Source organism: Pseudomonas sp. CBS, assembly GCF_024734645.1.
GTDB lineage: Bacteria > Pseudomonadota > Gammaproteobacteria > Pseudomonadales > Pseudomonadaceae > Aquipseudomonas.
The window spans coordinates 6,383,604-6,396,757 of record NZ_CP102929.1 but is presented as its reverse complement, the minus strand read 5'-3'; the positions used below and the strand labels follow the sequence as shown (position 1 = coordinate 6,396,757).

14 protein-coding genes are annotated in these 13,154 nt (G+C 48.0%); 1 reads left to right on the top strand and 13 read right to left on the bottom strand.

Translation table 11 applies throughout. The features are described from left to right. Positions 1-5: 5 nt before the first annotated feature. Positions 6-338 (bottom strand): helix-hairpin-helix domain-containing protein, encoded by a 333-nt coding sequence (locus NVB75_RS29155; protein WP_258344493.1) that lies wholly within the window; start codon positions 336-338, stop codon positions 6-8. A 462-nt stretch (positions 339-800) separates the two neighbouring features. On the opposite strand from NVB75_RS29155, the gene NVB75_RS33175 reads away from it, so the two are divergent. After that, positions 801-1,421, top strand: coding sequence for a DapH/DapD/GlmU-related protein (locus tag NVB75_RS33175; protein ID WP_275709198.1), 621 nt, complete (start codon positions 801-803; stop codon positions 1,419-1,421). A gap of 47 nt (positions 1,422-1,468) precedes the next feature. On the opposite strand, the gene NVB75_RS29145 is transcribed toward NVB75_RS33175, so the two are convergent. The 12 genes from NVB75_RS29145 to NVB75_RS29090 form a co-directional block, all read right to left on the bottom strand. Then, a complete protein-coding gene (locus tag NVB75_RS29145) occupies positions 1,469-3,463 on the bottom strand; it encodes a nucleoside-diphosphate sugar epimerase/dehydratase (protein WP_258344492.1) in 1,995 nt (664 codons plus the stop codon). A gap of 73 nt (positions 3,464-3,536) precedes the next feature. Beyond that, positions 3,537-4,718 (bottom strand): DegT/DnrJ/EryC1/StrS aminotransferase family protein, encoded by a 1,182-nt coding sequence (locus tag NVB75_RS29140; RefSeq protein ID WP_258344491.1) that lies wholly within the window; start codon positions 4,716-4,718, stop codon positions 3,537-3,539. A gap of 48 nt (positions 4,719-4,766) precedes the next feature. After that, positions 4,767-5,780 carry a ketoacyl-ACP synthase III gene (locus NVB75_RS29135; protein ID WP_258344490.1) on the bottom strand — a complete coding sequence of 338 codons (1,014 nt, stop codon included), beginning with the start codon at positions 5,778-5,780 and terminating at the stop codon, positions 4,767-4,769. A gap of 4 nt (positions 5,781-5,784) precedes the next feature. Next, positions 5,785-6,435, bottom strand: coding sequence for an acetyltransferase (locus NVB75_RS29130; RefSeq protein ID WP_258344489.1), 651 nt, complete (start codon positions 6,433-6,435; stop codon positions 5,785-5,787). Then, entirely contained in the window at positions 6,432-7,187 is a 756-nt protein-coding gene (locus NVB75_RS29125) for an SDR family NAD(P)-dependent oxidoreductase (protein WP_258348774.1), read from the bottom strand. The genes NVB75_RS29130 and NVB75_RS29125 overlap by 4 nt, the downstream gene beginning before the upstream one ends. Positions 7,188-7,189: 2 nt before the next feature. After that, positions 7,190-8,272 (bottom strand): 3-oxoacyl-ACP synthase III family protein, encoded by a 1,083-nt coding sequence (locus NVB75_RS29120; RefSeq protein WP_201142719.1) that lies wholly within the window; start codon positions 8,270-8,272, stop codon positions 7,190-7,192. A gap of 64 nt (positions 8,273-8,336) precedes the next feature. Continuing rightward, complete coding sequence (locus NVB75_RS29115) at positions 8,337-9,371, bottom strand: Rieske 2Fe-2S domain-containing protein (protein WP_258344488.1); 1,035 nt, start codon at positions 9,369-9,371, stop codon at positions 8,337-8,339. A gap of 129 nt (positions 9,372-9,500) precedes the next feature. Next, complete coding sequence (locus NVB75_RS29110; RefSeq protein ID WP_258344487.1) at positions 9,501-9,713, bottom strand: acyl carrier protein; 213 nt, start codon at positions 9,711-9,713, stop codon at positions 9,501-9,503. After that, positions 9,710-10,330, bottom strand: a complete 621-nt coding sequence (locus NVB75_RS29105) for a sugar transferase (RefSeq protein WP_275712527.1) — start codon at positions 10,328-10,330, stop codon at positions 9,710-9,712. Before NVB75_RS29105 ends, NVB75_RS29110 begins: the two co-directional genes overlap by 4 nt. Position 10,331: 1 nt before the next feature. Next, positions 10,332-11,234 (bottom strand): glycosyltransferase, encoded by a 903-nt coding sequence (locus tag NVB75_RS29100; protein WP_258344485.1) that lies wholly within the window; start codon positions 11,232-11,234, stop codon positions 10,332-10,334. Next, entirely contained in the window at positions 11,231-12,283 is a 1,053-nt protein-coding gene (locus NVB75_RS29095) for a hypothetical protein (RefSeq protein ID WP_258344484.1), read from the bottom strand. Before NVB75_RS29095 ends, NVB75_RS29100 begins: the two co-directional genes overlap by 4 nt. A 3-nt stretch (positions 12,284-12,286) precedes the next feature. Beyond that, positions 12,287-12,985: a hypothetical protein gene (locus tag NVB75_RS29090; RefSeq protein WP_258344482.1), complete on the bottom strand. Its 699-nt coding sequence runs from the start codon at positions 12,983-12,985 to the stop codon at positions 12,287-12,289. Between the last annotated feature and the right edge of the window lie 169 nt (positions 12,986-13,154).

Genomic DNA, 13,154 nt, shown 5'->3' with positions numbered 1-13,154 from the left:
GGTTCTTATTTCACCTCAAGCCTGTCGCGGTTCTTTTCCAGAAGCGCCTTGCCGATACCCTTTACTTCCAGTAACTCATCTATCGCCGTGAAGGGGCCATTGGTTTCACGGTAGGCGATGATGGCCTTCGCTTTGGCGGCGCCGATGCCGAAGAGGTCGCGGCGCAGGGTTTCAGCGTCGGCGGAGTTGAGGCTGACTTTGGTGGATTGCTCGACCTTGGTCATTTGGGTCGCGATGGCGGTTGGGGTCTCGGGCTTGGTGGCGGGTGCGGCTGTGGTGGCTAGCGAGAGGCTGGTGAGGAAGGCGAAGATGAGGGATGAGAAATACGCTTTATGCATTGGTGACGCTCCATGAGATCGATAAGGGAAAAGCAGCTTTTCCGAAGCTGCAACTCAAACTTAGGTAATATCTCGGGTTAGTCAAAAATGGCTACGTTACAGAGTGTAAGCTACGAAAGCGGCATTGTTTCGCCAGTATCCGGGTGGAGTCGTGAGTGCCAAACCCTTCTAACACTCATTAGAAGCAATAAAAAACATCATTTATAGAAATGAAAAATGCAGGCAATTCGAGTTACGAATTTTACTTTTCTTCAGCTACCGCTATTATCAAAAACATGCACACCGAATAAATATCAAATAAAAACGTTAGAGCACCATTTTAGAACTTATTAACCGCTCCCAAATATCTTATTGAAGAACCAGCAGTTCCTCCCCCCTTTCTCTCGTGCCTTTCTTTAGGTATAATCGCGCGGCCCACCTACACGACATAAAACCCATAAAAAATTGGAAATGGAGAGTTCCATGGAACCCAGCATGAAATCAAAGTATTCAATGCTTGATTTCTTCAGGCTAGCCTGGTCTTTTACAACAACAAAAATATTCTATCGCCCTGCACGAATTATCAGGCAACCCACCCGAATAAGAGGTTGGGGAAACATGTCAATTGGAGTCGGATTTACAACCGGGCAGTATTGCCGGATAGAAGCAGCCAATCATAATGAGGGTAAAATAACGCTGACCATCGGCAATCACGTAGAAATCAACGACGCCTGCCATATTGCAGCACTCTACTCGATAAACATTGGTCACAATGTATTAATAGCCAGCCAAGTCTATATAACTGATCATGACCATGGGGAAATAACCAAAGAAGAACTTCTTAAACACCCCAACCAAAGAAAACTTGTATATGCACCCGTCGTCATCGAAGATGATGTCTGGATTGGGGAAAAAGTGGCGATACTGAAAGGCGTAACTATCGGGAAAGGCTCTGTCATAGGTGCCGGGGCTGTCGTAACAAAAGACATCCCCCCTACTCTGTCGCAGCTGGCATTCCTGCAAGAGTTATTAAAACTCTTTGATCAGAGTATAGTTCTGACAACACCACATACGCTTGATCAACGTAGTATTAACACTACGTAAATTATACAAAGGCCAGTCACTACGTGGCCTTTGTATGAATTATCAGATCAAGGTTCAAGACGACGTTGCTGATAAATCCAATCAACAATCTCACCATCCGGTGCATAACCGCTAACCGTATCTCGCAGCAGTTGACGAACTCGACCGTAATCATCTTCATCAACAGCAGACAGGAGATCGGTCAACTTCAACCTGAGCGTATCCCAAGATATAAAGTCTTCATTAGCACTCATGATCATCGGGTGCTGCGTCGCAACCACATTGTCGCCTATCAACAATTCTTCGTATAGCTTTTCACCCGGTCGGAGCCCGGTAAACTCTATAGCGATGTCACCATGGGGATTTTTTTCAGATCGAACACTCAAGCCGGACAGGTGAATCATTTTCTCGGCCAACTCGACGATTCTGACAGGTTCTCCCATATCCAATACGAATACATCTCCTCCCAACCCCATTGACCCCGCCTGTATGACCAACTGAGCAGCTTCAGGAATAGTCATAAAGTAACGAGTGATCTTCGGATGGGTAACAGTCAATGGCCCGCCTGACTTGATCTGTTTATGAAACAGCGGAATGACTGATCCTGAAGAGCCAAGCACATTCCCGAAGCGAACCATTGTGAAGCGTGTTTTATTGACATGAGAAACATTAAACTTATCGTTGAACAATACAGGAGCCGACTCGCGACTTAGTGCTTGCAACGTCAACTCGGCCAACCGCTTAGTGCTACCCATTACATTGGTAGGCCGTACCGCCTTATCCGTGGAAATCAATACGAAGTTCTGAACACCCGCCTGCAACGCTGCCTGGGCAGTGTTGAGGGTACCAATAACGTTATTTAATACACCCTCGGCAATATTGTGTTCCACCATGGGCACATGCTTGTAGGCGGCCGCGTGATACACGGTATTGACATGCCAGGTTTTCATGATATCAAGCAACTTATCCTGGTTGCGTACCGAACCCAGAATAGGAAGCAAACGAACCGGCAGCGACTCACGATTAATTCGAAGCTCGAGTTCTGACATAATGCTGTAGAGATTAAATTCACTATGCTCGAACAGCAGAAGAACCGTGGGGCGTAATTCAAGGATTTGCCGGCACAATTCGGAGCCGATGGACCCACCCGCCCCGGTGACCAACACGCTCTGTTCCTTGATACAGCGCTCCAGCAGTTCCGCTTGAGCCGGTACGGTGTCACGGCCGAGTAAATCACCGATATCCACTTCCTGGATATCATCAACCTTAACCCGACCGCTTGCCAGATCCATGAAGCCTGGAACGCTTCGAACGTGCAGAGGAAAGCCTTCGAGCAGACCAAGGATTTCACGGCGGCGGCCCCTGGAGGACGAAGGTATCGCGAGGAGAACTTCTTGAGCCCCCGTCACATCAATCATCTGCTGAATGTGTTTGGGCTTAAACACCTGCAAACCTGAAATGACGCGGTCAGCAATACTGCTGTCATCATCAATAAAAGCCACAGGCCGCATTACTCGACCCATTCTCAAGGCAGCGACCAATTGATTACCAGCAGCCCCAGCGCCATAAATGGCAACTTTAGACAATCCATCATGCCTATTGGTGAAAGGCACATGCTGTACGGCGGCAAACCAGTCGCCTAGGAAATATTGACGCATCCCGAGACGCATCCCACCAATCATTATCAAACTCAACCACCAATAGTTGAAGATGATCGACCGGGGTACAACATTCTCATGGTTGCTGTACCAGTACACGACAAACGCCAGAATCAATGACGAAAGGCTGACTGCTTTGACGATAGCAATTAATGCATCGTTACCAAAATATCGCATTACAGCACGATACATGCCAAAGCGTATAAACAAGGGAATAGCAACAACCGGCGCACAAATGAATAGCCAGAAATGCATTTTGACCGGGTTGATCATTTCGTCAATGCCCAGACGCACGACAAAGGCCATCCACAACGCGACCCAAACGAGGGTAATATCCGCGATAACCTGCAGAACGCGTTTCTGACGACGCGAGAGGCTTAACAAATATGTACGAACCTTATCCATAACCCCTTTCAACCTCTGTCGCTCCCAAACCGGTCAATCATCACTTGCTCAAATCCATTTTTCCTCAGGGCGCTCATACTGAAGCGGTCGCCTCACTGAGGACGTCGGCTAATACTTGGCAAGTCAAATCGATCTGTTCTGCGGTTAATGTCGGGTGCACCAAAAACATTAAACTGGTCTCACCCAGAACCTGTGCGTTGGGCAGACGAGTCTCCGGGCGCCAGCCTGTATTATCAAATGCCTTTTCAAGGTACACCTCAGAGCAAGAGCCCGAGAAAGCCGGCACACCACGAGAGTTCATCTCAGCCAGAATACGATCACGGGACCAGTCCTCATTGAGAAGTTCCGGACGTACGAAGACATAGCACTTATAGGCAGCGTGTCGACTTTCAGCCGGAACTGCCGGGACCCTCAGCGCAGGCAACTTTTCAGCACAAGCCCAGATACGCTCCGCGTTCATCTGCCGAGTAGCCTGCCACTGGTCCATTTTCCGCAGCTGAATTCTTCCGATGACGGCTTGCATCTCCAGCATGCGCCAATTGGTTCCAAAGCTCTCGTGCAGCCAGCGAAAGCCAGGAGCATGTTCACGCTGATAAACGGCTTCCCAACTCTTCCCATGATCTTTGTAAGCCCACATGCGGGCCCACAGCTCATGATCGTTGGTAGTGACCATACCGCCCTCGCCGCCGGTGGTCATTATTTTGTCCTGGCAGAATGACCAAGCACCAATATGCCCAATAGATCCAACAGGTCGCCCTTTGTAAAGCGCGCCATGGGCTTGAGCACAATCTTCGATGACTTTCAAATCATGGATACGTGCCAACTCCATTATTTCGTCCATATCGCAGGACCATCCTGCCAAATGGACGCAAATAATACCCCGTGTTTTAGGAGTAAGGACCTTACTGATGGTATCAGCAGTGATATTCTGTGAATTCAAGTCAACATCGGCAAAAACCGGGGTCGCACCCGAATTGACAATACTTGAGACAGAGGCAAGAAATGTGCGGGAGGTAACGATGACCTCATCACCCGCTCCAATTCCCAATGCCTTCAATGCCAAATCCAAGGCCACGGTGCCGTTTGCAAGCGCAACGGCATATTGGGTATCGGTAAAAGCCGCGAATTCCTTTTCAAATTCTCGACATTCTGGGCCTGTCCAATAGTTAACCTTGTTCGAGAGAACCACGTCTCGAACGGCATCAGCCTCTTCAATTGTAAATGACGGCCAAGGAGCGAATGGAGAATTCAGCATAACCAATACCTATAAAATTAAGATCGCAACGCGTCTAGCACACAAGAGTCAAAGGCGGGCAGTGCATGCCGCCCAGGAAAGGCCAACGCCAAATCCGACACAAGCGACCCTGTCGCCTGCTTTAATATTGCCCTTCTTGAGGGACTCCTTCAGCGCGATAGGTATCGTGGAGGACACCGTATTACCGCAATGCTCAAACTCCCTGACGAATCTCTCTTCAGGCAGCTTCAGTCTTCGTTTTAGCGCATCAAGCATAAACTTATTGGCTTGATGAAAGACAAAATGATCGACCATGTCCATTGTGAAGTCTTCATCAAATATGGACTCGAACAACTCTGGAACACGCTTCAGGGAAAACTCCAGAATTGCCGGACCATTCATGTAAAGATTCGCGTCGGTCCGGATGTTACCGCTTTCATCCTGACGTGCCTCCAAGTCAAGATTCAACGCTGCCGGAAATCTCGAGCCTCCCACCGGAACAATCAAGCTCTCCGCGCCAGAACCGTCCGTTCCATAACGAAAACGGTCAAGCGCCACAGTCTCATCGGCTGCACGGATTAGCGTTGCCGCCGCCGCATCGCCGAAAAGCGTACGCACGCTCTTGTCACCTGGGTGAATATACTTACTGTAGGTTTCAGCAGTAACCAGCAATACATTCTTGACCTGCCCCGTCTCTATAAGCCCCTTCGCCAAACCTAAACCATAGATAAAGCCTGAACAGCCTTGGTTGTAGTCAAAAGCGGCACATGAAGTAGGTAGGCTCAATCGATGTTGCAGAATGCAGGCTGTTGCGGGTAAAACATAGTCCGGGCTTTGCGTGCATAATATCAAGCAATCGACGTCTGACCGGCCAATAACGCCAGAATCAAAAATCTTTTCACAAGCACGAAAGGCTAAATCAGACGCACACTCGTCCGCAGCAACTATTCGACGATCATTAATCCCGGTCTTTCCGAATATTTTGGGAACATCCCATTCAGGAAATTCCCGCGCCAAGTCTTCGTTACTTAACGAGTGGCTCGGCAGTTCATATTCAATGGCAACGATTTTTGCAAATTTCATCTTTTTACCCAGCTATTCGTTTAGCAGGAACACCAAATACTGTGGAGCCCGATGCAACTTTGCGTATAACCACCGAAGACGCCCCAATGACAGCATATGCACCCACGGTCACCTTGGGCACAACCACCGCATGAGAGCCCATGAAAACACCCTCTGCCAATTGAACACCACCGGTCACATCACAGTGCCCACTAATGGTGCTATAACTCCCTACAGACGTGTCATGTCCAATAGTAGTAGCGGAGTTAATCGTTACGAAATTACCAATTTCCAGATCGGTGGATAGAATCGTATTAGGGCAAATGACTACCCCTTCGCCGATAACCACGCGCGTGCCTACGATCGCCGTCGGGTGAACAAGAGAGAAAAACTGCGCTCCTTTTTCGAGCAACTTATCCGAAACGATCTTCTTGATCTTTGGATCAGCAATAGCACAAACCAGAACTACGTCGTCCTGATGCTCATAAACATCAATGGAACAAATAATCGGTGGCATATCTGGAAAACGCTCCAGGGCTGCGGGTGCATCATCCAGAAATCCGATGATCTGGTATTCCGCTGGACTCGCGCTAAGTTCAATCCAGTCTTTCAACCAGACATACACCTCGCGCCCAAAGCCTCCCGCGCCAACTATGACAAACTTTTTGGCACTCATGCTAGGTACCCACCATCGACGACCAGGGAAGTACCGGTTACCCAGCGAGCAGCAGGAGAAAGCAAATAGTTGACCGCATAAGCGACGTCTGCCGGAGAACCGAAGCCTAACGGGTGCTTCTGTTCGATAATCTCCATCGATTCTCCCCCGACTAAGTCTTTGAGCGTCTCTGCCATTTCAGTTTTCACGACGCCAGGCGCCACACAATTAACCCGAATACCCTCACGAGAAAGCTCGATGGCTGCCGCCCTGACCATTGACTCCACCGCACCTTTGCTCGCGCAATATCCCAGAAGCGCTGGTTCACCGACCTTAGCCATTACCGAGGAAATAAGCACGATACTAGAGCCGGATTGACATACACCTTTCTGTCGGAACGCCTTAATAAGAGAAAACGACGATGTTACGTTTGTCGAAATGACTCTTTCCCAGTGCGCCAGGCTAGTCGCGCGAATGGGCATAGGGGCCTGAATACCTGCCGCATGAACCAACCCGTCAAACGCTGTCGTTTCCCGAGCAATCTTCTTCATCCAGCCCGACACATCTGGCTCAGTCAGAAAGTCCACTACCGCGATGGCATGCCCATCGCCCTCCAGCCGCTGGAGCGTTTCCTCCAGGCGAGGCGTATCCCTGGCGACCAACGTGATACGCGCACCCTGCGAACTTAGCCATACCGCAACCTCCCGCCCAATTCCGGATGAGGCTCCAGTCACCAAAATATGCTTGCCCTGAAGGGAAAACGGATTAGCCATAGTCATACCGGCTCCTTCAAATCACGGGTATAAGTCATAGGGCTTACCCATACGTTATCAAAGTTTATAATACAACCCGCCCAAGAATAGCCCACACCAAAACCAGCCAACATCATCAAGCCCGTTACCCTGTTATCTTTTTCAAGGTCAGCTAATGAAAGCGCAAGTGGTATGGAAGTACAGCTCGTATTCCCTACACTTTCCAAATCAAGCAAAACTTTTTCTCGAGGCAACTTCATGCGTTTTGCCAAATGCTCCAGCATGAATTTGTTGGCTTGGTGAAAGACATAATGATCAATGCCTTCCCCGCTATCCTGACGACTTTCGTGAAGTGCCCTCACCAACGCGGGTACGCGCGCCAAAGTAAAGGCAAAAATTTCCGCCCCATTCATAAACAAGTCGAATGGGCCACGTACTTCCGGTTCGCTATTATCACTGAACGCGCCGGTACGATCACGAAAGCCGCCCGCCGGAACAATAAGATTGTTCGCACCGCGCCCATCGGTCCCTAGCGCAAAGGAAATCGGTTGCGCCGATTCGTCATATTGAAGCAACGTCGCCGAGCCGGCATCACCAAATAGGGCAGCAACCGAACGATCTTCCTCTGAAACAATTTTACTGATGGTATCTCCTACCAATAACAACACACGTCGGCTGCCGCCCCCGGATATCAAGGAGGAAGCTAGCCATAGGCCGTAAACGTAGCCTGAGCAGCCCAAAGCAACATCGAACGCTGCAACACCGAGGGAAAGTTTCAAGCGTTCCTGCAGGATACAAGCTGTGGCGGGCAAAGTATGATCATGAGTTTGTGACACGAAAATCAACGTATCAATAGAAGCGCGATCCACTGCTAGGTCTGCAATCAAACGCTCGGCCGCAGCGACGCAAAGATCAGATGAACACTCGCTATCGACTACATGCCGGCGGAAGACACCCGTACTTGCCATAATCTTCTGAATATTCTCTTCGCCAAATTTTTCGGCAAGGTCGGAGACTTCAGAAATATTTTCCGGCATCGAACATGCAACGCCTTCAACCCGGACATTATTTACAACCCTTACATCTTTAAACTGACTGGCTGACATAATCACTCACCCTCACCGACAAACAGGAATAAAAGACCGCAATAAAAACAGTGAGAGAACACCGCTATTTATCCCACTTTGCACAGGACTGACGAAAATGAGCAATTTTCTGCTCTAACGAACTCAAGTATTTTGGAGCGGAAACAGTCCAAGAGTCACTAGGGACTCTCTTGCATATCTCATGATCTTCTTCAAAAACCTTGCGATTCAGTTCAGCCGTCGACTTCGAAAAAAGGTCTGTGATTTCACTGTAACGCGAGTCTGATGTACGGGCAGGAAAGAGTCGACTGGTAAAAAATGCGCGATCCCCCTTGGGAGAAGGAAAAAAGTTCTGCATGGAGTATGAGTACCCGAACGTCGATGAGATCATCGCGAAAGGGAAAAGAAAAATACTCATGTAACCTTGGTAAGGATTCGTCGTCTCAAAAAACTTACTAAGCCCGGAGAGACGACGCTGCACCCTCTCGTCCTCTACCGGCGAGTACCAGATAGAGTTCTCACCTTCAAATACATTCTCTCCAACACCTAACTTTAACGTGGCGAGCGTATTACGATGGATCAGAGGGATATGATAAGGCTCGAGCGCATTCTCCAGCGCGATAGTCCAATTGCATTCGAACTCGTAACGGTTAAAATCGCTACAAGCCTGCACATCTCTGCTCAAACGCTCAACGACGCTGTAAACGTGACTTCCGATTTGCTCCTGGAGAGACACCTCAGGGTTAACACCAAAGAAAACCAAATCGCCGCAGGTCTCCAGCTTAAACTGATTGAGCGAAGCGTTTTCAATATCGCATCCCACAAACGAGGCTGCGTTTGGTATCCGCAGGCGCCCATCCGAAAAACTCCACCCGTGGTACTTGCAGATAACGCCGCGGTTGCCATGATCCTCAGTAAAAAAACGACTGCCGCGGTGGGGACAACGATTATCGAAAGCTATCAAGCGGCCCTTATCGTTAAAGATGACCACTTCAAAATCCAAGACATCAAAACGTAAAAAATCTCTATCGTTCGGCAAGTCAGAATTGAAGCACAAGGGATGCCAATATGACTCAACCAAATCCCTTTCGATTTTTTTTGAGTCTAGTTCATCATTCATAAGCACCCATTCCTCATCAATTCTTGTGCAACGCTATACCGAGCAAAATCGATAAACCATTAAATAAAAAACCAAACTGCCCACGTGTTAAACACCTGAGCAGTATGGATCAAACAAACCTAATGCTTATCAAGCACTTTTGGCAGCAACCAGAGCCACGACGTCATCTACCGTGTCGCACTTATTCAAACCATCAGCAGAAACGCTAATATCCCGCTCGGAAAGCAAAGCCATAAAGGTTACAACAGCGATAGAATCCCAATCCAACTGTTCGCCCAGATTCACGGAACCTTCATCAGCTTCTTTGGCTTCAGCGATCAAATCCAGAATTTCTTTGCTCATTTCTTTTCCCCATCAGTTGCATTGTCGGCGGAACCCCTGAAGGCTTCCATAGTTGCTTGCCCCTCTTGATTGATGCCCTCTCGCAAGAACACTTTCTTGAAGGTCAAAATAATAATTTTCAAGTCCAGCAGCAAAGATTGGTTATCCACATACCAGACGTCCAGCTTGAATTTTTCCTCCCAGGAGAGCGCATTTCGACCACTGACCTGGGCAAGCCCTGTCACGCCCGGGCGTACCAGGTGCCGGCGATTTTGTTCTGCACTGTATAGGGGCAGATAGGCCATCAGCAAGGGTCTCGGCCCTACGACGCTCATATCCCCTTTCAGTACATTTATCAAACCGGGCAGCTCGTCAAGGCTGCTGGCCCTGAGGAATCGTCCAAACTTGGTCAGGCGCTCTGAATCAGGCAAAGGCGCCCCAGTCGCGTCGGTAGCATCAAGCATTGTCCTGAATTTTAGCATTTCGAAGGGCTTACCTTCAAAACCAGGCCGGACCTGTCGGAAGAATACCGGCCCGCCCAAATAGTATCGCACCAAAAAATAGACAACGATTATGACAGGAGACAGTAAAATCAAACCTATCCCCGAAACAACAATATCCATTAATCTTTTCATAATATCAAAAAAGCCCGAATAATAAGAACACACTCAATACACGACTCTCAGATGCCTTGCGCCTGAAGGACCCCACCTGCCGCATCAACCTCAGACGATCAAAGAAACTATTCCCTCTCACCAACTTAATAATATCTTTCTCTTTTTCGCCTGCGCCACAATGCTCGGCTATCCACAGCACGTTAGACCTGTACCAACCTCCACGGACGAGTTTGACTTTTTCCAGCAGGCTGCCCACTGTCGTCATCGCACCGTAAACATTGCTAGCATGCTGCCTATAGAAAATTGGAGCATAAGCGTCATAGCACCAGCTCATCTGATGAGCGCGGGCGATCGCATAAACCAGCCAGTCATGAGAACGCCCCATAAAGTCTTCACTTCGAAGTTCAACCGTAGAGCGAACAACAAGAGCAGCCAACGTTGACGTCATCACATACGTGCAGCCCGCCGACGCGCCTTGAAACAGATAATCAAACTCTTTAGCCGGATAAGACTTCTTCAGGTATTGAGCATGACCTTTTAAGTTTGAGTACGCGATCAGATCTGCGCTATAACCTTGATGACCGCCTTCGACAATTTTTGAAACGGCACGCTTCAGTTTCTCAGGATCCCAAATATCGTCCTGATCAGCAAAAGCAACATACTCATAGTCCGCGACATTAATCTGCGAAAGAATCTTGAAAAAATTCCCAGCAGCAGACCGAGTACTTTCCCCATCCTTGATGACTCTTACGCCAAGCAAATTTGAGAATTCATCAATAATGCTGGCCGTCTTGTCCGTCGACCCATCATCACGAATATAAAGATCAACATCCACATCCAATTGCGACAAGATCGAATTCACTTGAGAAACAATAAATGACTCGCCATTGTAAGCTGCCAATAGCACTGCAATTTTAGCCATCATGCACCTCTCGCATTTCGAAGAATATCCATAAACACCAAGCCAAAATATGCAACCGCCAACACCACATCTATCTGACGGTACCGGCTATTGTGCTGCCCACTGAATATAAAGGCGCCTTTGGCCAGCACGCAGCTCCCTAGCACATACAATGCAAATCGGATCCCGGCAACTTCATTGAGTGAGAAAGAAAGCGCAGTGAGCAGCATGGAACCACAAACAAAAATCTTCGTCCGCGCATGCACGGCTACGTTTTTAATCGTTGTATACGCGACGATCCATATCACAATTAAAAAAACTTTTTTTACAATCGACGTCTCCGGCAGCTCTTGAAAGTAAACCGATCGAATACCCATATCCAGCTTAGAGACAACCGAAAACAACGCAAGTGCCACTTGCTGCGACAACAATATCAGCACAAGGGAACACCACATTAAAATCTGATAAAACTTCGGGCCCACAACTCTAAATATACGCGCCATTAAACAGCTGGCAGCATATAGAACTACCAGTATGAGCGCCGAATCATGAAATGAAACGGCCAAAACAGAAAGCAGTAAAAACTTCAGATTAAGCCGACCGCCCGTTGCCGCTATATAAGCAATCAATATATACGCAGGCGAAGCACGAAGCGCGGTCGTAATCAACAAAGGCCCCAGCACTGCCGTAAAAAAGAACCATCCCCGCCGAGAGATCCCGCCTTTAAGCACACCAAAATAAAAGACGAATAAAATATAAAAAACCTGGACGATCAACGCAAAAAAATCGACTACATGCTCAGCGCTATCGAAAAAAAACAGGCCTTGACTTAGAAAAAATCGCGAGACCCACTCCGCCATGTACTCATCTTTACTGAACAAATAACCACCGTTATTCACGATGGTTACGTAATTCGGGTAGTCCGGAAAAGCGCCGCCCCCCATAAGGTAATACACGACCAAAAGCACACATACAAAAAAGACGTTTAAGTAAACATACCCTCTGTCTGAAAATAAACGTGAGCGCGGCCCTGCCCTATCAGGTTTGTCTACGGCGTTAGCTTCCGCACTCACAACTCACCCTCCCAGTACAACATAAAAGCAAAATACGCCGAACACTAATATAAGCTGGGCAATAATCTTGCCCGTAATGATCTTATTCGCACATGCAAATTCATGACCTGCATCGAGCGCCTTGAAAAAAACACGATCAACGTAGGTAAACATAATAATTGAGGCACAAAAATTAAGCAGTTGCCCGGTATATGCAAGCGTCATCCTGACTTCAGGATATCTGACACTCAACATAAACGGCATAATAATAGCCAGGTTAATAAACAAACTAACTAGAACTGAAAACCAAGTAAGCCTTGAGAAAAAATCGAACTCAACATGCCACCAATAAGCTTTTTTTCCAGGCTCACCGAACACCTGAGCAAAGCCTAACCGCTGGAGCACTCTGAGTACTGGCCCCGTAAAGCTGAACTTGCAAACAAGCCCAATCATCACCAACCCAAGACACATTGAATAGCCAAACATCGCTGGCACGCCAATGGTGCTTATTTTACTCTCAAGCAATAAAGATATACTGAACACGGAAACCATATTCATAATTCTTGCCAAGTACTGAATCCAGTTAGAAACAGCTAAGACCTGTGTCGTGCCATCTACGTTTACTTTTGCCCGCACCATGACGGCATATACATCAAAAACTTGGGCCCCGACCAACGTAAAAATCACAACAAATTCAAAAATACTAACTAGATTACTGTCCATCCACACTCCAAGCTCTTGTTATAGCGTCAGGCCAAATCGAATCACCACCCTGGCGTCTCAAGGCCAGTTGTTGGTGCGAGTTGAATACCTGTTTATGCTTGACACTCTGCATCAGTACCGTGTCAAAAAGCATGGATATTATGCCTGAAAGGCTCAGCTCACGATACCG